The organism is Paenibacillus sp. FSL P2-0322, assembly GCF_037975315.1.
Classification (GTDB): Bacteria; Bacillota; Bacilli; order Paenibacillales; family Paenibacillaceae; genus Paenibacillus; species Paenibacillus polymyxa_B.
Genome location: NZ_CP150243.1, coordinates 2,420,203 through 2,440,615, shown reverse-complemented (window position 1 = coordinate 2,440,615; position 20,413 = coordinate 2,420,203). Strand labels below are relative to the sequence as shown.

Here is a 20,413-nt window from a genome sequence, read left to right as displayed (position 1 = left end):
ATTACGTAATTAAGTTATACCATAAATTCAAGCATGTGACAAGTACATTATGATAATATATTCCAATTTTTCTAACATGCTTATTTAGAAGCATACAAACTCAAAAAGGGAAGCGGAATAATTCCGCCTCCCTTACACTTCAGCCTTTTACAACGTAACACCGTTTTTAAAAATAGCGAGCTCTCTGAAATTGTTTTTCTCATTGTTCACCCAGGTTCCGCTGGCTACATCGACGATGTAATCGACAAAGTTGCGGAGCGCATCTTCCATACTGACATCCTCCACCAATGAACCGGCGTTATAGTCGATCCAATGAGGTTTAGCCTTATACAACGGCGAGTTGGTTGAGACCTTCATCGTCGGAACAAAGGAGCCAAACGGCGTACCGCGTCCGGTTGTGAAAATGACAAGCTGGCAGCCTGCTGCGGCGAGAGCTGAAGATGCCACTAGATCGTTCCCCGGCGCGCTGAGTAGGTTGAGTCCCTTGGTCTTGAGACGCTCCCCGTACTGAATGACATCAGTGACCGTGGAAGACCCGGATTTTTGCGTACAGCCCAGTGATTTATCCTCCAGCGTCGTGATGCCCCCTGCTTTATTGCCCGGTGACGGATTTTCGTATACTGGCTGCTTGTAATCCAGAAAATATTGTTTGAAATCGTTAATCAGATGTACGATCTTATTAAATACTTGCTCATCGGCAGCGCGCTCCATTAAAATCGTCTCCGCGCCGAACATTTCAGGTACTTCTGTTAATACCGTTGTTCCACCTTGCGCGGCCATATAATCCGACAATCGTCCGAGTAGTGGGTTGGCAGTAATACCCGATAAGCCATCAGATCCACCGCATTTCAATCCGATGTTCAGCTCTGACAAAGGTACAGGTTCCCGCCGATCTTCTTGCACGGCCGCAAAAATTTCATGAAGCAGCCTTACCCCTTCCTCTACTTCATCCGACACATCCTGGGAAAGCAAAAACTTTACCCGCTCCGAATCATATTCTCCGATGGCTTCCTTAAATTCTTTCATCTCATTGTTCTCACAGCCCAAACCCAGTACAAGTACACCACCTGCGTTCGCATGTTTCACAGCATCGATCAAAATCGTGCGCGTATGTGCATGATCGTCACCCAACTGAGAACAACCATAGTTATGCTTGAGCACCAGTGCATTTTCAAAAGGTGAAATATCTCCCGCTTCCTGCTTGAAACGGTTTAAAATAAGTTCAGCGATCCCGTTCACACAGCCGACCGTCGGCACAATCCACAACTCATTGCGAATCCCCACACGGCCGTCCTTTCGCCGAAAACCTTGAAACGTACGACTCTCCTGTTCATATAAATGAGGAGCTGGCTTAGGCTTATAAGTGTACTCCTCCACGCCTGTCAGGTTCGTCTTCGTATTATGCGTATGCACATGCTGTCCTGCCTGAATGGGCTGAATGGCATGACCGATGGGATATCCGTATTTCAGAACATGCCCACCTTCAGCTATATCCTGCAAGGCGATTTTATGCCCACGTGCTACATCCTCGGCTAGCTCCACTCGTTGTTCTTCTTGTGCTCCCCACGCCAGTGTCTCTCCCTGCTTGTAATCACGCAAGGCGACAGCCACGTTATCTTGATCATGAATTTGAATGAACTCCAGCATTCCGGTCTCCTCCTTGCTTATGCTCTGGGCACGCTGTTCCCGGTTAGAGAATCGAGCGTCTCCTTCATTCCTCTGCTTGTAATTTCATACACGTGCTGTGCCGTTTGTTCAGCCAGTCCTTCGATCTGGTTCAGGTCTTGCCCCCACCATGTCTGCCGGCCAAGTACCAGCGCAGTCAATTGCTTCGCCCCGGCGAGAGTACCGTCATATTTACTCCACAGTTCACCAAACGTACTCAACACTTCAGCTTCGTCTGCCAACGCAATCGACTCGCCATTTCTGTCACCCCGGTAAAATACGAGCAAGGACGCCAGCGAAAATACAATTTTGGCAGGCAACGCCTTACGCTGTGTCACATACTGGAGCAAGGATGGCAAGTTCCGTGTCTTGAACTTGGACACCGAATTTAGTGCGATACTCATAACATAATGACTTACATAGGGATTACGGAATCGTTCAATAACATCGTCGGCATATACATTCAATTCCGCTTCTGGCGAGTCCAGTGTCGGAATAATTTCTTCTCGAATCAGCGACTGGATAAAGTTTCCCATAATATCATGCTCGACCGCCTGCCCCACCGTGTCCAGGCCATATAAATAAGCTACAGGGGTAAGCGCCGTATGTGCTCCATTCAAAATGCGTACTTTCCGTGTACGGTATGGCGCCATATCGTCGACAATCAGTACATTCAATCCGGCCAAATGAGCAGGTAATTCTTCTTTAAGCCACTGTGGCCCTTCAATAACCCATAAATGATACTGTTCGCCCACAACAACCAAATCGTCCTTGTAACCCAATTCTGCTTGAATCTCATGAATCCGGTCTTTGGGATAACCAGGTACAATCCGATCGACCAAACTGTTGCAGAACGTATTCGATTCCTCCAACCATGCAATAAACTCGGCCCCAAGCTTCCATTGGTCCGCATATTTCAGTACGATTTCCTTGAGAGCGTCTCCATTACGGTCGATGAGCTCGCACGGAATGATCACCAGTCCCTTGCTCTGATCGCCCCCGAAGAATTGAAAGCGCTTGTACAGAAAGGCGGCTAGCTTGCCTGGAAAGCTCTTTTGCGGACGATCTTCCAATTGATCCTCTGGTGCATAAGCGATCCCCGCTTCCGTCGTGTTCGACACGACAAAACGCAGCTCCGGCTTTTGGGATAATGCTTCATACTCGGAAAAATCAGAGCCGTATGGATTAATCCCACGAGTGACGCACTCCACAACGGTATGCTCCTTCATGGCCTTCCCATCCTTAATCCCTTCAAGAATAACCGTATACAGGCCATCCTGCTCGTTAAGCTTCTCCACGAGGCCTCCTGGCTGCGGTTGTACAATCACAACTCCCGTATTCCATTCTGCCAGCTTATTCATTTTGTCAAATTGCCAGTCTACAAAAGCACGCAGGAAGTTCCCTTCCCCGAATTGCAGCACCCTCACAGGATGCGGGTCTGTTACGATAAAGCTTTTTCTGTTTAATTGGTCTAATTCATCTACTTGTTTCATCCGGAGTAACCTCCCACAATTACCATAATGATTTCATCGTTATTTTATCACAATGCACACGTTAACAAAATAGTTTTATCAATATTTTTAGTTTAAAAAAATAATAATGACAATAATATGAACACGTTAACATATACGTTTATATAAAAATTTGCAAGTATATCGTCCTTTTTCTGTTGTTTCGCACCTGATCCAAGACGGTTAAGGCTAACTATCACCCTATCCCGAGACCTTGTTCTTATATACATTTCAGGAGAATAGACGCAAGAAAGCACGGGCAGGATAACACTACTTACTAGGCAGGAGGAACATCTATGAAGACAATCGCAGATACTATTGTACAAGTTTTGGTCAATGCAGGGGTCAAGAGGGTTTATGGCATTGTTGGAGACTCTCTAAATAATATGGTTGATTCCATTCGCAGCAATGGTCAAATCGAATGGATTCATGTAAGGCACGAAGAAGTGGCTGCCTTTGCAGCCGGAGCGGATGCTGACCTTAGTGGTAGCATTGCTGTATGTGCTGGAAGTAGTGGTCCCGGAAATTTGCATCTGATTAATGGTTTATATGATTGCCACCGCAATCGGGTGCCTGTACTGGCTATTGCCGCTCATATTCCAAGCGACGAAATCGGAAGTGAATATTTTCAAGCTACGCATCCTGAGCATCTTTTCGGAGAATGCAGTCACTTCTGTGAGGTTATTACGACACCGCGTCAAATTCCCAGAACGGTGACCATGGCCATTCAACAGGCAATTTCACGTTCAGGTGTCTCCGTCATTGTTCTTCCCGGTGATGTAGCAGCTTTGGAGGCGGAAAAGGTACCCGTCCCTGAACATGTCTACCATCCCACTGCACCTGTAGTGCATCCGTCAGCTTCCGAAATTTCCAGACTGGCCGAATATTTGAATAAAGGCAAACGAATTACGTTACTATGCGGCGCCGGCTGTGCACAATCTCATGAATTGCTCATGCAGCTATGCGACAAGTTAAAATCCCCTATGGTATCTGCTCTGCGAGGCAAGGAATATCTGGAGTATGACAACCCTTACTATGCTGGATTGACGGGACTGATCGGGTATTCTTCCGGGTACCATGCGATGATGGATTGTGACGTCCTGCTTATGCTCGGAACAGACTTTCCTTACAGACAATTTTACCCTGAAGATGCGATTGTCCTACAGGTAGACATAGAGCCAGCCCATCTCGGCAGACGTACTCCGTTGACGTATGGTTTATGCGGGGATGTAAAAGCCACATTGGAAATGCTGCTACCGCATTTAACGTCAGAGCATGATTCCAAGCATCTAGAGAAAACCGTCTCCCACTATACCAAGGTACGCCAGGAGTTGGATGACCTTGCCGTCGGTAAACCAGGTCATACGCCGATCCATCCCCAATATCTCGCCAAGGTCATCAGTGACGCCGCGCAGGAAAATGCTATTTTCACCTGTGATGTCGGTACTCCCACTGTATGGGCTGCGCGTTATTTGCAGATGAACGGTCAGCGTCGGCTTCTCGGCTCGTTCAACCATGGCACGATGGCAAATGCGCTGCCGCAGGCAATCGGAGCGCAGGCTACTGAGCCTGACCGACAAGTGATTGCCCTCTCAGGCGATGGCGGGCTCACGATGCTGATGGGCGACCTGCTCACTCTGAAGCAGCATCAGCTGCCTATTAAAGTCATTGTTTTCAATAATGGCGCTCTCGGTTTTGTCGAGCTGGAAATGAAAGCAGCCGGATTCCTGGAAAACGGCACTGAACTGGTGAATCCTGATTTTGGTGCTGTAGCGCAAGCCATGGGGCTCAAGGGCATCCGGGTTGAAGATCCAGCAATGCTGGAGGATGCCATTCAGCAAGCATTGGCTCATGATGGCCCTGTTGTGGTAGACGTGGTGGTGAACCGTCAGGAACTATCTATGCCACCCAAAATTAATCTTAAACAAGCAGAAGGATTTACACTGTGGATGATGAAAGCGATGTTGAACGGACGCGGTGACGAGATTGTGGAACTGGCTAAAACCAATCTCTTTCGTTAAATCCAGACGAAGCAGAGCGCATTTCAACCTAAAAGGGGCAGAAACCATACATTTAGCATGGTTTCTACCCCTTTGGCCTGCCTGTTAATAAAACGAAACTCAGCGTGGTCTGCCTGCCGTTGATTTCCGTTTCATAAGCGCAGTCTCCATAAATATAAGCTCACCCTCATTGGACGGTGACTGAATTCGTTCCAGAATGCAGGCGGCTCCGCGCTCACTTATCTGCTCAATCGGTCTTTTGACCGTTGTTAACGGTGGAGTCGTATACATTGAGAACCCGATATCGTCAAAACCAATGACTGAGATATCCTCTGGTACCTTCAAGCCGTTTTCGAATACCGCATTCATGGCCCCAATAGCCATATCATCGTTAGAGCAAAATACCGCTGTCGGCGGCTCCTGCAAGGAAAGCAGTTGCTTCATTGCCTGGCTTCCGCTTTCAGTATCATAATGACCTTGCACGATATATTCATGTCGAATCGGCTTACCACTATCAATCAACGCATTCATAAAACCCTCACGGCGTTGCTGGGTAGACTTGAAGCCTTCTACCCCTTCGATGATCGCAATGCGTTCATGCCCGCTTTCAACGAGAAAGGAGACCGCTTCATAGGACCCTTCCTTATCATTAGAGATCACATTTACAATCCCCGCACCGGACACCTGCCGATTCAGTACAACAAGCGGAATACCTTGACCGAGCACATGATAAATAAAAGGGTTGTCCGCCTCGCTCTGGCTCATCAGAATGATACCATCAAAACGCTTGTGGTGAATGGCCGAAAAATCGGCGTAATCGTCAATTCCTCGCACAAACAAATTGTAATCCACCCCGATGACATGATTAACTCCGCGGATGGTATCCGCAAAAAAACTGGAGCTGGTGCCTTCTGAAATACTGGTGAAAAACAGGCCTATCGTATGCGAGCGCTGGAGAACCAGGCTTTTGGCATTAAAATTTGGAATGTAATTGAGTTGCTCTGCCAACTCCATAATTTTGCGTTTCGTATCTTCTTTAATCAGCGGGCTATTATTGAGCGCCCGGGAGACGGTTGTATGGGAAACATTAGCCAATTTGGCAATGTCTTTAATGGTAGCTGCCATATACGTATCCTTTCCTTAGTGAGGCTCTAAAAAAATTATATACCCACCATACCACAGGAGCCGCCCGGAAAAGAAGACTTTCACAAATTATACGCGGTTGTCCGCATGTCGACGCTGTAACTCTTGAACCATTTCTGCATGTCTACTGTCAGTCAGCTTGTACATTTTACCGATGACCAGCATGGCCAAAGCCAGGGCAACAGCCGGATAGAGACAAAGTAATGCCTTGATCCCAAGCAGCGTTCCAGAGGACTGAACCACATTCGGAACATACCCGATGAGCGCTAGTCCAATACCCGATAGAAAGCCAGACAAGGATTGAGCCAACTTACGTGAAAAGTTAAATAACGAGTAAGTAATCCCTTCCTTACGCTCCCCGGATGACCATTCGCCATAATCAATGATATCGGACACGAATGCCCAGGTAACCCCGTTAGGAATACTAATACCAATGAACGAAATACTGGCCAGGATTGTGAAAATATATACATTTGAAGGCATGAAAAAGTTAATAGAGTCGGCAATGACACTAACCAGCATCCCCAGTATAGCTGTTTTTCGTTTACCGAAGCGCCGTACCAGCTTGGGCAGGAACAACACACCCAGTAGCGACGAACCGATAATAATAAAATTCATATAAGCCATTAATTCTACATGCCCCAAGTTATATTCGGCAAAATAGATCAGCAGTGCGGACTTAATATTGTACGCGGATATGGTGAAAATCGTCATCAAAACGAGTACCAGCAAAGGCTTGTTATTCGTAAAGGTATGCACGATAACGCCTATAGATAGCTTCTCTTTTGGCCCGGACTGGCTAATAATACGTTCTTTCGTTCCTCGGTAACATATGATGAAAGCGATCACACCAATGAGTGACATAATCCCCATCACAACCGGATAGCCAACATGATGGTTAGGAAACAGTAAAATAAGCGGCATGACAACGACACTGGTGACAAATAATGCGCCCAGAGATCCTGCCTGACGGAAAGATGACAATGAAGCACGCTGATGAGTATCCTGCGTAATGGCGGCACCCAGCGAGCCGTATGGAATGTTTACAATAGAGTAGCCGATCCCCCAGATCATATAGGACGCATAGGCGTAAATGAGTTTTCCTGTGGGGGAAATATTCGGCGAAATAAAGGTTAGAACCGTAAGAATTGCAAGGATAACGCTTCCAACGATAAGAAAAGGCCTAAATTTTCCACGTGCACCGATATGTTTGCGATAATCAACAAAGGACCCGACAATGGGATCACAGATGGCGGCAAACAGCTTGCTGACCAAGAAAATGCCTGCGGCGGCTCCTGCAGAAACCCCTGCTACATCTGTAAAAAATTTCAGCAAATACAACTGCCCCAAATCAAACATGAATCCGTTTCCAAAGTCACCCATACCATACGAAATCTTTTCTTTCAGGCTAATATGCTCGCCTGTCTTGTTGTCAGTTTGGACGCTCTCCTGCACGATAGGCACTCCCATACCTACACACTCCTCTATGTTTGTAATTATTTTCACATATCTAGTTGATAACTATTTTGTTTTCAATTGCTCTTACCGGGAGTTTGAAACAAGCTCCTGGCAAGAGCAATTTTTTATAAAGTTAGTGAGTTCTCACCTTAGGCGGTAGCTTCACTTACTATGAACAACTGTTGGGAAATTAAAATATTGCTCAGCGTTATTGTAGCAAATGTTTTGTACCATTGCTCCGAGCAGTTCCAGATCCTCAGGCGCCTTACCCTCCTGAACCCACGTCCCAATTAAGTCACAGAGTATACGGCGGAAATATTCATGGCGTGTGTAGGAAAGGAAGCTGCGGGAATCCGTCAGCATACCAATAAAGCGGGACAGCACCCCATAGTTAGCCAGCAACTTCATCTGCTCCTGCATGCCTTCGATATGGTCGTTATACCACCATGCCGTGCCAAACTGGATTTTCCCTACAGTTCCACCGGATTGGAAGCAGCCCGCGAGACTTGCCAGTACTGGATAATCAACCGAATTAAGCGAATACAAAATGGTTCTCGGTAATCCACCTGCCAGCTCCTGTGCGTCCAGCAATGCCGCCAATGGACGAGCGATAGAGCCATCATTTACGGCATCGTAGCCTGTATCCGGTCCTAAATGACGGAACATAGCCGTGTTGTTGTTACGCAGCGCGTGAATGTGGTATTGCATAGCCCAGCCATGTTCTGCATACTGTTTGCCAAGGAAAACCAGAACGTATGATTTATATTTCGCCTCCTCTAAAGGAGTCACATGGCCTTCCTCCAGCGCCTTGCTGAATATGGCTGCCGCTTCCTCCAGTTTCGTTTCTTCATAGACTACAGTATCCAGCGCATGATCAGATACCCGGCCTCCAGCAGCATGGAAATGGCGCACCCGGCTCGCCAGCGCATTCAAAAATCCTTCCAGGCCAGAAACATCCAGTCCGCTGACTTCACCCAACCGAGCCACCCAAGGCTGGAAAGTTTCACGATTAATTTCCAAAGCTTTATCGGGGCGGAAGCTTGGCAACACTGCCACTGGGAAATCGGTCAGCTTGCTGATTTGTTTGTGGTATTCGAGATGGTCCGTCGGATCATCCGTGGTGCACACCACAGTTACCTTCGAGTTCACAATCAGATCACGTGCGCCAAATCCCTTTCCCTGCAGCTTTTGGTTTACCTTTTCCCAGATCACTGGTGCGTTCTGTTCATTCAGCAGCTCATAGACACCAAAAAAGCGTTGAAGCTCCAAATGCGTCCAATGGTACAGCGGGTTGCCTATTAGTGTAGGTACGGTTTTGGCCCAAGCCAAAAACTTGTCATAATCTTCACCATCCCCCGTAATCAGGCGTTCCTCAACCCCATTAGCCCGCATAAGTCTCCACTTGTAATGATCTCCGTACAACCAGGCTTCCGTAATATTTTTGAACGCTTTATTTTCATAAATTTCTTGTGGACTTAAATGACAATGATAGTCGATAATCGGCATATCCTTGGCGTACTGATGGTACAAGATTTCAGCCGTTGGATTGCTCAACAAAAAGTTTTCGTCTAAAAACGCTTTAGTCATTACTCTCTCATCCCTTCTATAATCGTGTTTCCTAATAAATTGTTAACGTTAACAAAAATGTTCGAGATACTACTTGCCTTTTAACAATTACATTCCCCATAGCAGTGGGAAATCCATATGATTTGTACAGGAAAATACAACTATAAAATGATACCTGTACATCATGTCATACTGGTTTGCTTCACCTTAAATTTAATGTTTACGTTAACAACAATTACATTGTAACCGCTATCCTTTGTAGAGGAAAGTGATTTTTATCATGTGAGCGGATAAAAATGATCTGCCTCCATTTGGGACAGATCTGTTCTATACCTTCTCGATGACCGACACCACAAGAAAATTCCACAATTTTAATTTTCCGTGATAGATCAAACTTTGAAAACGTTTTATATATTTTTCTCTTTTTTTCTGAAAATTTCTTTCTTGAAAATACCAGTTATTGTATTATAATTGCAATATACATCCATTGATTTACATTAAAAGTATTTCATTAGTTATTTCACAGAGAAGAAGAAGAGGTGGTAGCATTGAGTACAAAAGTGCAAGCTGTTCAAACTAAAACTATATCCGATACAAAAGGAGCCGACCTTGTTGTCGATTGCTTGATCAAGCAAGGGGTTACCCATATTTTTGGCATTCCAGGTGCCAAGATCGATTCTGTTTTTGATGTTCTTCAAGATCGGGGGCCCGAATTGATCGTATGTCGTCATGAACAAAATGCCGCCTTTATGGCAGCGGCAGTCGGTCGATTAACCGGTAAACCGGGCGTATGCATTGTTACCTCAGGTCCAGGCGCATCTAACTTGGCGACAGGACTTGTCACCGCTAATGCAGAAAGTGATCCTGTCGTCGCCATTGCGGGTGCAGTCCCAAGATCCGAACGCTTGAAACGCACGCACCAATCTATGGATAACGCCGGACTATTCGAACCCATCACCAAATACAGTGTAGAAGTAGAACATCCTGATAATGTACCGGAAGCAATTGCTAATGCATTTCGAATTGCGACCTCAGCCCAGCCTGGAGCCACATTCGTCAGCCTGCCGCAGGACGTGTTGACTTCGTCATCTGAAGTAACAGTCATTGAGAAGGTTTCTCTTCCCCAACTCGGAACCGCACCCGCCGGACTCATCAAACAAGTCGCAGAGCAAATCAAAAAAGCCAAGCTGCCCGTACTTCTTCTCGGCATGAAAGCCAGCACGCCTGAAGCCACCGCAGCTATCCGTGCTCTCATCCGAGATACAGATCTGCCTGTTGTCGAAACCTTCCAGGCCGCTGGAGCCATCTCCCGTGAACTAGAAGACCACTATTTTGGAAGAGTGGGTCTGTTCCACAATCAACCGGGTGATATGCTTCTTGGAGCCGCAGATTTGGTACTGACGATTGGCTATGATCCTATCGAATACGATCCAAAAAACTGGAACATTCCGGCAAACCGAACACTCATTCATCTGGATGACCATCAAGCCGATATTGATCATGATTATCAACCGGACTACGAGCTAATCGGAAATATAGCCCTGATTGTGGGTAGCCTTGCAGAAGAATTACCTACCTTAAAGCTACCTAAATCCTCCTGCGACCAATTGAATCGTCTGCGCCATGATCTAAACGAGCAAGCGGCTGTTCCCGCACACAAGCATGATTTTCTGATTCATCCATTGCAATTTATTCGTACACTGCGCAGCCTGATTGATGATAACGTCACAGTCACCTGTGATGTCGGTTCACACTATATTTGGATGGCACGATATTTCCGTTCGTATGAACCGCGGCGCCTTCTATTCAGCAACGGAATGCAGACGCTAGGCGTAGCGCTGCCTTGGGGGATTGCTGCCACGCTCGTCAATCCCGGTCACAAAGTCGTTTCTATTTCTGGAGACGGAGGATTTCTTTTTTCATCCATGGAGCTCGAAACCGCCGTACGTCTTAACTCACCGTTGGTGCATATCGTATGGAGAGATGGTTCCTATGACATGGTCGCTTTTCAACAACAGATTAAATACGGAAGAACGTCTGGTGTAAAATTTGGAGATGTTGATGTAGTGAAATATGCTGAAAGCTTCGGCGCCACTGGATTACGCGTGCACTCTCCTGAAGAACTAGAAAGTGTATTGCAGCAGGCACTTCATACCGATGGTCCTGTGGTCGTCGATATTCCGATTGATTATCAGGATAACATCCAGTTGGGACGTAAACTGCTGCCTAACCAATTAAACTAACCTTAACCATGCCTCAGTCGTGACGGCTTTATGACAATTATGGAGTATAACGTTTTTTTAATGATTTTTTTGAGTTATTCATGTTATTTACTGAAATTTTACGTTTATTATTGAAAAAGAAAGAAAATAAATGCATACAATTATAAAAGGAAGTGTATTGCCATGACCGTTGCGCAATTGGAAACCAAGCAAGAAGCTGATCATGATATTTACCAAACATCCACTATGCTTGCTCTATTAGATGGTCTTTATGACGGAGTTGTTGCCTTTGAGGAGTTGCAAAAGCACGGGGATTTCGGAATTGGTACCTTTGATCAACTGAATGGCGAGATGATCGCGTTCGATGGTGAATTTTATCACTTGCTTCCAGACGGTACGGCCCATCGCGTAAAACCGGAAGAAACTACACCTTTTTCCACTGTCACCTTTTTCCAGGAAGATTTCACATATACTATTGACCGCCCTATGCATCGTGAAGAGCTGGAAGCTCTGCTGTTAACGTTGTTTCCAAGCCGTAATCTGTTCTATGCCTTCCGTATGGATGGCACTTTTCATGAAGTAAAGACACGGACCGTGCCTCACCAAGTTAAACCATACAAACCTTTTATCGAAGCGACCAAATCACAGCCTACCTTCACTTTTAATGAGGCTTCCGGCGTGATTACAGGTTTTTGGACACCTGCCTATGCTCAAGGTATTGGGGTAGCCGGATTTCATCTGCATTTTATTAACGATGAACGCACCGGAGGCGGGCATGTCTTTGATTTTATCGTCGAAAAGTGTACCATCCGCATTTGTCAAAAATCCAATCTGCACCTGGTCCTGCCCGATACGCCGGATTACTTGAAGGCCAACCTGTCCAGAGAAAACCTGGAGAAAGAAATTGCCGTTACTGAAGGTGCGCAGTAATCACAGTTATTTAACTCATCAAGTTACGGACCCTATAGCTAAACAATAAACAGTAAAAGATCACAGTCAGGGAAGAGAATTACTGCTCTCTGACTGTGATCTTTTTATGTACGAGCATATATATACGTTACTGCTTATGCTCTCACTCCGGTTCACCTATGCCTCGATCTGATCCAGTTTATCTGCATAATATTGAATAGCACGTGAGTACTCCTGTGTAGATAAATCCGAGGTCGTCTCAGCCACCTCCATTAGCAGCTCCTGCATGGCTTTCCTGTATTCCCCCAGATTGTATAACACCATCGCGTAAAATACCCGAAACGGTCTGTAATCCGGAAATTCGTTCATTCCTGTGTCCAACCACGCTTTCGCCTTGGCGTAATCTCCCAATACACGATATGTACTGCTTAATCCCAGGATGGCTCCTTTCCTTGATTCTGCGGATAACGCCATACCTAGGCTTTTTTCATAATAGGCAACCGCTTCCCTCTCTAAGCCCAATGAATCATGTGTCCAAGCTGTCTGATACCACAATTCTGCATCATTTTGCTGCTGTTCTAATGCCTTTAAAAGAAGCTTACGTGCTTTCTCTGCTTGCCCTGTTCGTCTAAGCTCGTCAGCTTGCGCCATGATATCGTTCATATTCATCCTCCACTTCTGACTCATGCCTATCTTTGAGGTATATGTTACCCGACATTTGAATGCAATGTAAATGGAGTTTTTCCTAAGATTTGAAATCCAAAAAAACGACCCTCCCTTTAGGAGAGCCGCTATATTTCCGAATTGAAGTTACGGTTTATTTAACCTTCAATGATCCTACAGTTAGTATTCCCGCTACACGCTGCGCGTCGAAAATACGAGAAAGCTCCTCCACTGCCGTCAAGTACAGTAGACCGTTGCCCTCCAGCTTAGGAGAATTGCCCAGTGGAATCGTGCGTTTGATGAGTTGTGCGTATAATTCCGGTTCGGTGAGATCACGCTCAAAGCTCGCATTCGCCAGCTGCTTAATCAACGCCAATGCACCTGCTACGTGCGGTGTAGCCATCGAAGTTCCGCTAAAGGTCGCATATTTGCCGCCCGGAACGGTGGACAAAATATCTTCTCCCGGTGCAACCAAATCCACCTCATTATTAGAATTACTAAATTCTGAGGTGTGCCTGTCAAAATTGATAGCACCTACGCTAATCACTTCATTATAGCAGCCGGGGTAGCCGAGCTCGTCCGTTCTGTCGTCACCGTCTCCCTCATTTCCAGCTGCACAGATGACTAAGATTTGGCTAGCTACAGCCTTTTTTACTGCTTCATGAAGCTCTGGCACATCCTCAGGACCGCCAAGTGACATCGATATGATATCTGCCTTTTGCTCAATCGCATAATAGATGCCTTGAATAATCCAGTCATATTGACCGGAGCCCTGCTTGTTTAGCACTTTGATGATGAGCAGGTCTGCCTCTGGAGCAACACCCACGACACCCTCCGCATTTTCTGCTGCCGCAATGGTTCCTGCTACATGCGTACCATGACCGTTGTAATCCTTGAAAATTTCCGGATCACCTTGATCATCATCCGTGAAATTCCGGCCGCCAATAATGCGCGCCTTCAAATCAGGATGGTCCGAATCACAGCCCGTGTCCAGCACCGCCACCTTCACGCCTCGGCCTCGAGTCTGGTTCCATACCGCAGGAGCCTGAATCAGCTCTACACCTCGCGGTATTTCATTCACTTGTTGCTCCTGCTTGATCACTTGGTAAGGAATGATATGCACTTTACGTTCCATCTTATTCCCTCCTTCATGGATTCAATCGGAAACCATCCGTCTTTGAAACTTTGAAAACCTCTACTACATTCGAGGTTACTATATTCTAGCAATTTTTGAAAAGTTTTAACATCCCCATTTTGCTTATTTTTGTAAAAAAAACAGACATCCTCCAATTCGCTTGAAGAATGTCTGTTGTAGAATCTTTTCAGCCTTAGGCTGATTCCGCCTGAAGTTCAGCCTTAGATAACAGCGATTTGTGCTGCCATTTCCGCCCCTTCCAGCGTAAATAGTGGAAAATGCCTCGTACCCACTCATCGCAGGCATGTGCAATCCACACTCCCAGCACACCATATCCCATATGAATGCCCAGCACATATGCTAGCGGGATTTTAATCCCCCACATTGAAATAATGGCCATCATCAACGGGAACTGAACATCTCCCGCCGCTCGCAAGGAGTTAATGACAACATGATTAAACACACGGCCCGGCTCCAGCAATATACAGAATAGCAAAATCGCTGCCCCTAATTGAATGATCGCCGGCTCATCTGTAAAGATCGCCATCACTTCATATCGGAAAAAGGATACTACCACGATCACAGCAATCGTAATGACCAAAGACCATTTCAGGCTCCGTAAAAGTTGATGATAGGCCTTTTCCTTGTCTCCTGCTCCAATCAGGCGGGCAACAATAATCTCTGTCCCCTCACCTACGGCCATTCCAAATACCATAAAGAAGTATACAATCGTATTCGTATAAAAATGAGTTGCAATCGCCGTTGTACCCATAAAGCTGACAAACCGGGTCACCATCATTTGGCTAAGTTGATAAGACAACCATTCCAGCCCAGCAGGAATACCAATCTTCAGGATGGCTACCAGCTTACTCCATTGGAGCTGTACATAATACCGTATGCGAATCGGCGCACTTACACGCTTGTACAGCAGTAGAAAAATCCAGACACATGCTACAGCACGGCTAATAACCGTTGAAATCGCTGCTCCCGCCACTCCCATCTGCGGCAGACCAAACCAGCCATAAATGAGCAACGCATTCCCCACGATATGCAATATATTCATACCAATGCCCACGATCATCGTATCTTTAGTAAAACCATGCGAGCGAATAACCGGACCTGCGGTTAGCATGAGCGCTTCCAGAAACAGCGAACCCCCTGCCAGCATCATATAGATTTCTGCATTTTCCTTAATCGTCGGGGTAATATGGTAAAAGGATAGTAAAAAATCCCGGCTCACAATAAACATCAAACTCAGCGCCAGACCAAACACCAGATTAAAGGTTAGTGCCGAAGCCGTAACACGGCTTGCATCCACATGCTTTTGCGCCCCCAATAGCTGAGCAATGATCACACCTACACCAAGACCAAGCAGATTGAAAAGTATAATCGTGAATTCAATCAACTGTCTTGATACACCTACAGCCGATACAACCTCATCAGAAACATGGCTTAGCATGAACGTATCCACGCTACCCATCAAAATGTGAAACAACATCTCTATAAAGATCGGCCAAGTGATTGCGAAAACCGTCATCGTTTTAACGGCTTGTGCTTGCTTGGAACCGTTTTCCTGCGACAGTGACATCCTTCCGTATTCCTCCTAAATGCGACCCAATTATTACTTAATACCTACACGTCAATATCGATAACACTTACTCAATCATAAAAAGTCATATGCTTTTTATCGTTTCTATAATAGTTCAAGCGGTCCTGCAATTGTCCTGTGTGGAATTCAAACTTATGTCCGTCTGGATCTGTAAAATAGACCGACCTTTTGTCCTGTTCATTCCGCTCTCTTCCGGGCAAAATGGTGACATTAAAAGTTCTCAGCTTGTTAAGCATGCTCTCAAAATCCGCTTCCGCTACCGAAAATGCAATATGCGTATAGGATTGATGAATTTCATTTCTTGGGATATCCTCCTCCACATTGAGGGCCAGCCACATTCCCAAGCAGTCCAGGTAAGCCAACTTACGTCCTTTAACGAGCAGTTTTCCATCTAGTATATTCTGATAGAAATGTATAGACTTCTCCAAATCAGACACCGAAAAGCAAATATGATTCCACCCTTGTATGCTCATGTTCCCTATTCCTTTCAGCAAATCCTGTCTAGCCAATAGGTCCACGCTTCTGTATATTGATCTAGATCTCCCGGATGATGCCGAATGCAGGTAGCTATACGAAAGTATAATCCCAGTAACACTTCCCTGTTCAGCTCGTATTCCCCTGTCAACTCCGGCCCAAGCTTCTCTAAGGTAGGCAAAATAGTATCGAGCTGCCTCTTGAAGAAGAACGGGTGCTAAGGGCGTCCCCGTGCTGAAATACTGGATCAGTGCATCCAGCATTTTACGGTAATTGGCATCCCAGTTTCCCCCGCCGTTATTAAGTATTTCATGAGACACCCGCCCTGTGATGCGGATAACCTCTCCCTGCACCGTTTTCGCGTGTCCTGAACCAGGGACGAGAACATCCCATAGCTCCTGGTGCTGTTCGAGCCATGAGGCTGCCGTTACCTTGATCGGAGAGATTCCATCATGTTTCTCCAGTTTCGCTATAGGCTCGACATCAAATTGCTGGTATAGCTCCAGGAGAGCATTTTCAGTTTCCTCCAGCTGATCTTTATTGTAATTTGTTCTGACGAATTCAAAATCCTTGCCAATTCGCAGCACGGATTCCTTCATCCCCGGCGTGATTGCTGCTCCGGCATCCAGCATAATTCCCGAGATTTCTGCCATGTGGACTATATCGATATTCCGGCATTGTAATAATCCTTTGGCGAGAGGTGTGTTTTTCTGCTTGTTTTCTGCATGGACATTTGCACCGCGGATCACCAGATCCCGCACTGCTTTGGTCCGGTAAAAAGCTGCTGCTGAGTGCAGCGGTGTCTCATTCTGGTAATCAAGGGCTTCCAGATCCGCGCCTAGCTCAAGGAGTAAGGAGATATTTCCTGACCAGGTTGCAGCCTGGGCATGAATAGGGGTGCGCTTATAATTGTCGGCAGCGTTGATGTCAGCCCCCTGCTCCACAAGCCAGCGAACCATTTCATCCGGTATTTATCGGAAACTGAGGGCGGTACCTTTGCTGTAACCCCCTCGAGCATCCCATTCGCATAGCTCAAATACCTCTTTTAAGGCAGATACATCATTCGTTTTAACCAGCTCGTCAAAATTGGCGGGTAATGTTTTTTTCTTTTTGCTCATACTATTTTTCCGCTCCCTTATAAATGGCAGATAACTTCTTACAAGTTTATCATACAGGAGAATTGAACACTAATTCATGCAGGAAGAGACTCTCTGACCTGACGAAGTGTACAACTCAAAAGGCAAACCTTCTTCTCCTAGATCTAGAGAAGATCTGTGGGTCAAGAATGAGTTAGGAAAAATAGATTGGGAAGCAAGCTGCTTATTGAAATTAAAAAAACAGCCAAGGAATACGCGACATACTAAATGACTGTCCTCTGTGCACCAGCGCTATTATCTCAAAAAGAATAGTACGTAGTTCGTTAGTGTTCTAAGCTAACGGGACACGATAGTTTAAAAGTAAAAAAGAAGAGATGGCATAAAAATAAGCCGTCTCCCCTTTTTGATTTCTATATAAAGCGAGTAATGGGAATCGAATCCACGCTACCAGCTTGGAAGGCTGGAGTTCTACCATTGAACTACACCCGCGAATAATTTATTGGGACAACACGATTTTAAACATGCGATCCCCAGGTCCCAAACCAAGCGCTCTACCAAACTGAGCTACATCCCGAAATAGATTCCGGTGAGAGGACTCGAACCTCCACGGTTTCCCTCACGATTTTGAGTCGCACATGCTATTGAGAAGATGGCAGAAGTTAAGTCCATGAAGAGGAATATAAAACCCGCAAAAAGCCTTGTAGAATCAAGGTTTTTTGCGGGTTTTTGCGTTGAATTCAGAGCCAGTCTAACTTCCTGGATTTCACCAAAAAAGAAGCCATTTTTAGACGTTGGGAAGAACTCGGAAAGAACCAAAGCAGAACCAGCCCGCCCCTGCCATTGACCAAATTAACGGAGCGAATGCTCCAGGGAGGGTATATGTCATGTCCAAAACAACTGTTATCACCATTGCTAATCAGAAAGGTGGCACAGGCAAAACGATCACCGCCTACAATCTGGCTTACGCCTTATCTAATGAAGGAAAAAAAGTGCTACTCGTCGATTTCGACCCGCAAGGCAATTTGTCCATGTGCTTTGGCATTGAGCAGCCGGATCAACTTGCATTCTCTATGTTCAATGTCATGAATGCCATTATGAGCTACGAGCCACTTCCGCCTACTGAGGAGTACATCCATTCGCACGGCAATATTGACCTCATTCCGAGCAACATCGAGTTGTCCGTTTCCGAAATCAACTTGCGGGATGAAATGGGCGGCGAAAAAACGTTGGCCTCGCTGCTTGAACCGATGAAGCCGAACTACGACTACATCATAATCGACACCAACCCTTCGCTTGGCTTACTGACGATTAATGCTCTTGCAGCCAGTGATAGCGTACTGATCCCTGTTAATCCGCAGCTATGGTCTGCGACAGGATTAACCCAACTGCTCAGAATCATTGTAAAAGTCAAAAAACGCATCAATCCACGTATCAGCATTGAAGGAATCCTGATGACGATGTGCAACACCCGCACCAACTTATATAAGGAAGCTTTTCGTCTGGTCAAAGTCTATTACCGCGAAACTTTCCGTATTTTCGATGTGCAAATCCCATTGTCCGTCAAAGTGGGAGAAGCAAACTTTTACAGTCAAAGCATTATACAGTTTGAACCCAAATCCAAGGTCGCTGCGGCGTATCAAGAACTGGCGAAGGAGCTGATGGAGAGTGGCTGCTAAACGTCCTGTTCCCAAGCTATCCAGCATTGATGAGTTATTGTTGCTCTCCGAACAAGGTCAGGCTCAACTTGAGCAATCTAGTGGAATTCAAACTGTACCGATCAACAAAATCAGAATGTATAAAAACCATCCTTTCCGCTTATATGATGGTGAACGATTAGCGGATATGGTTAGCAGCATCGAGAGCAACGGTGTTCTTATCCCGGTTATTTTGCGAAAAATCGAAGCTGATGAGAATGACTGCGACCACGAAATGCTGACCGGGCATAACCGGATGAACGCAGCGCAATTGCTAGGGCTAAAACAACTGCCCGCTATTGTGAAGGAAAACCTAACCGATGAAGAAGCGCTCATGTATGTGGTCGAAACCAATGTTTTGCAGCGTTCCTTTTCGCATATGTTGCCCTCTGAAAAAGCAAAAGTGCTGGCTCTCCGCTATTCGGAAATGTTCTCTCAAGGCAAACGAAACGACATTAAGCCATGTCTGATTGAACTATATAACCAGTTTCACATTACCTGGACAACCGATATTGCCAAGCTGCAAAGCATCAACTTTCCCACATTTTCCGACCTATACCAGCTCATTCAATACAAAGAGCAATCCTTGGGAGATCACGTGTACAAGGAGCTTTCTCTCCTGCTCTATGACATTGCCCATGGTGGGGATTCCTTTCTCTGGAACGGTCATAGTACGAATCACACCCGTAGCCGCTGTATCTGCCTGGACACCCATTCCCTGCAAAATACAAGTGACAATATTAAGCGGACGCAATACTTCAATCTGCTCTCCTGGTGCTGGGAGCAGATGTCGCAAGATCGTTCCGAACAAGTTCTGCTGATCTGCGATGAATCATATTTAATGATCGACCCGCAAGTGCCGCAGAGCTTAGTCTTTCTGCGCAACGTTGAAAAACGCGCCCGGAAGTATGAGGCAGTTTTAGCAATTATTTCTCATAGTGTGGTGGATTTTCTGGCTCCAGAAATCAAAGTGTACGGTCAAGCCTTACTGGACATCCCCTGCATCAAGATACTGATGGGAACTGACGGGAAGAACCTGCAAGAAACACGAGAATTGTACAACTTGACCGATGCCGAAGAAGAACTGCTGGCTAGCAAAAAACGGGAACACGCTGTACTCATGATTGGCTCTAAGCGCATCCACGCTCATTTTGAAATCCCAGATTACAAATTTGCCTATATGGGTTCGGCTGGAGGGCGATAACGATGGATAAACGGAAGCAGCTCATCGAGTTGTTTTTCTATATCGCTCTAGTCATTGTCGGGC

At 45.9% G+C, this 20,413-nt stretch carries 15 protein-coding genes, 2 tRNA genes and 1 pseudogene; 5 read left to right on the top strand and 13 right to left on the bottom strand.

Features of this window, described 5'->3' with window-relative positions; translation table 11 throughout:
• Positions 1-147 precede the first annotated feature (147 nt).
• Both MKY24_RS10990 and MKY24_RS10985 read right to left on the bottom strand, forming a co-directional pair.
• The gene (locus MKY24_RS10990; protein WP_013310046.1) at positions 148-1,647 is read right to left on the bottom strand and encodes an altronate dehydratase family protein; all 1,500 of its coding nucleotides are present in this window, start codon (positions 1,645-1,647) and stop codon (positions 148-150) included.
• Positions 1,648-1,664: 17 nt separating this feature from the next.
• Complete coding sequence (locus MKY24_RS10985; protein ID WP_023988325.1) at positions 1,665-3,158, bottom strand: tagaturonate reductase; 1,494 nt, start codon at positions 3,156-3,158, stop codon at positions 1,665-1,667.
• A gap of 314 nt (positions 3,159-3,472) precedes the next feature.
• On the opposite strand from MKY24_RS10985, the gene poxB reads away from it, so the two are divergent.
• On the top strand, positions 3,473-5,197 hold the full coding sequence (poxB, locus tag MKY24_RS10980; protein WP_028542396.1) for a ubiquinone-dependent pyruvate dehydrogenase: 1,725 nt from the start codon (positions 3,473-3,475) through the stop codon (positions 5,195-5,197).
• A 99-nt stretch (positions 5,198-5,296) separates the two neighbouring features.
• Here the strand turns inward: poxB and MKY24_RS10975 are convergent, their stop codons facing one another.
• The 3 genes from MKY24_RS10975 to uxaC all read right to left on the bottom strand — a co-directional run bounded on the left by MKY24_RS10975 (position 5,297) and on the right by uxaC (position 9,364).
• Positions 5,297-6,301: a LacI family DNA-binding transcriptional regulator gene (locus MKY24_RS10975; protein ID WP_023988323.1), complete on the bottom strand. Its 1,005-nt coding sequence runs from the start codon at positions 6,299-6,301 to the stop codon at positions 5,297-5,299.
• 87 nt (positions 6,302-6,388) lie between these two features.
• Positions 6,389-7,789: an MFS transporter gene (locus MKY24_RS10970; protein WP_023988322.1), complete on the bottom strand. Its 1,401-nt coding sequence runs from the start codon at positions 7,787-7,789 to the stop codon at positions 6,389-6,391.
• 150 nt (positions 7,790-7,939) lie between these two features.
• The gene (gene uxaC, locus MKY24_RS10965) at positions 7,940-9,364 is read right to left on the bottom strand and encodes a glucuronate isomerase (protein WP_023988321.1); all 1,425 of its coding nucleotides are present in this window, start codon (positions 9,362-9,364) and stop codon (positions 7,940-7,942) included.
• A 518-nt stretch (positions 9,365-9,882) separates the two neighbouring features.
• Between uxaC and alsS the strand changes: the two genes are divergently transcribed.
• Complete coding sequence (gene alsS / locus MKY24_RS10960; protein ID WP_172828313.1) at positions 9,883-11,586, top strand: acetolactate synthase AlsS; 1,704 nt, start codon at positions 9,883-9,885, stop codon at positions 11,584-11,586.
• A 162-nt stretch (positions 11,587-11,748) separates the two neighbouring features.
• Complete coding sequence (gene budA, locus MKY24_RS10955; protein WP_025722973.1) at positions 11,749-12,495, top strand: acetolactate decarboxylase; 747 nt, start codon at positions 11,749-11,751, stop codon at positions 12,493-12,495.
• Positions 12,496-12,651: 156 nt separating this feature from the next.
• On the opposite strand, the gene MKY24_RS10950 is transcribed toward budA, so the two are convergent.
• The 8 genes and pseudogenes from MKY24_RS10950 to MKY24_RS10915 all read right to left on the bottom strand — a co-directional run bounded on the left by MKY24_RS10950 (position 12,652) and on the right by MKY24_RS10915 (position 18,026).
• Complete coding sequence (locus MKY24_RS10950) at positions 12,652-13,137, bottom strand: tetratricopeptide repeat protein (protein WP_076294856.1); 486 nt, start codon at positions 13,135-13,137, stop codon at positions 12,652-12,654.
• A 154-nt stretch (positions 13,138-13,291) separates the two neighbouring features.
• A complete protein-coding gene (locus tag MKY24_RS10945; protein WP_053325298.1) occupies positions 13,292-14,272 on the bottom strand; it encodes a S8 family peptidase in 981 nt (326 codons plus the stop codon).
• 193 nt (positions 14,273-14,465) lie between these two features.
• Positions 14,466-15,860 (bottom strand): MATE family efflux transporter, encoded by a 1,395-nt coding sequence (locus MKY24_RS10940; RefSeq protein ID WP_023988315.1) that lies wholly within the window; start codon positions 15,858-15,860, stop codon positions 14,466-14,468.
• A 71-nt stretch (positions 15,861-15,931) separates the two neighbouring features.
• A complete protein-coding gene (gene fosB / locus MKY24_RS10935; protein ID WP_028542404.1) occupies positions 15,932-16,354 on the bottom strand; it encodes a metallothiol transferase FosB in 423 nt (140 codons plus the stop codon).
• A gap of 757 nt (positions 16,355-17,111) precedes the next feature.
• Positions 17,112-17,314 (bottom strand): annotated as a pseudogene (locus tag MKY24_RS10930) (ankyrin repeat domain-containing protein); the annotation flags it as partial.
• Positions 17,315-17,326: 12 nt separating this feature from the next.
• Complete coding sequence (locus tag MKY24_RS10925; RefSeq protein ID WP_226887691.1) at positions 17,327-17,473, bottom strand: hypothetical protein; 147 nt, start codon at positions 17,471-17,473, stop codon at positions 17,327-17,329.
• A gap of 397 nt (positions 17,474-17,870) precedes the next feature.
• Positions 17,871-17,941 (bottom strand) — tRNA-Gly (locus MKY24_RS10920).
• A gap of 10 nt (positions 17,942-17,951) precedes the next feature.
• Positions 17,952-18,026, bottom strand: a tRNA-Pro gene (locus MKY24_RS10915).
• A 310-nt stretch (positions 18,027-18,336) separates the two neighbouring features.
• Here MKY24_RS10915 and MKY24_RS10910 point away from each other — a divergent pair.
• Together MKY24_RS10910 and MKY24_RS10905 are read left to right on the top strand one after the other, a co-directional pair.
• Positions 18,337-19,128 carry an AAA family ATPase gene (locus MKY24_RS10910; RefSeq protein ID WP_069080492.1) on the top strand — a complete coding sequence of 264 codons (792 nt, stop codon included), beginning with the start codon at positions 18,337-18,339 and terminating at the stop codon, positions 19,126-19,128.
• Positions 19,118-20,350 carry a ParB N-terminal domain-containing protein gene (locus MKY24_RS10905; RefSeq protein WP_081327478.1) on the top strand — a complete coding sequence of 411 codons (1,233 nt, stop codon included), beginning with the start codon at positions 19,118-19,120 and terminating at the stop codon, positions 20,348-20,350. Before MKY24_RS10910 ends, MKY24_RS10905 begins: the two co-directional genes overlap by 11 nt.
• Positions 20,351-20,413 lie beyond the last annotated feature (63 nt).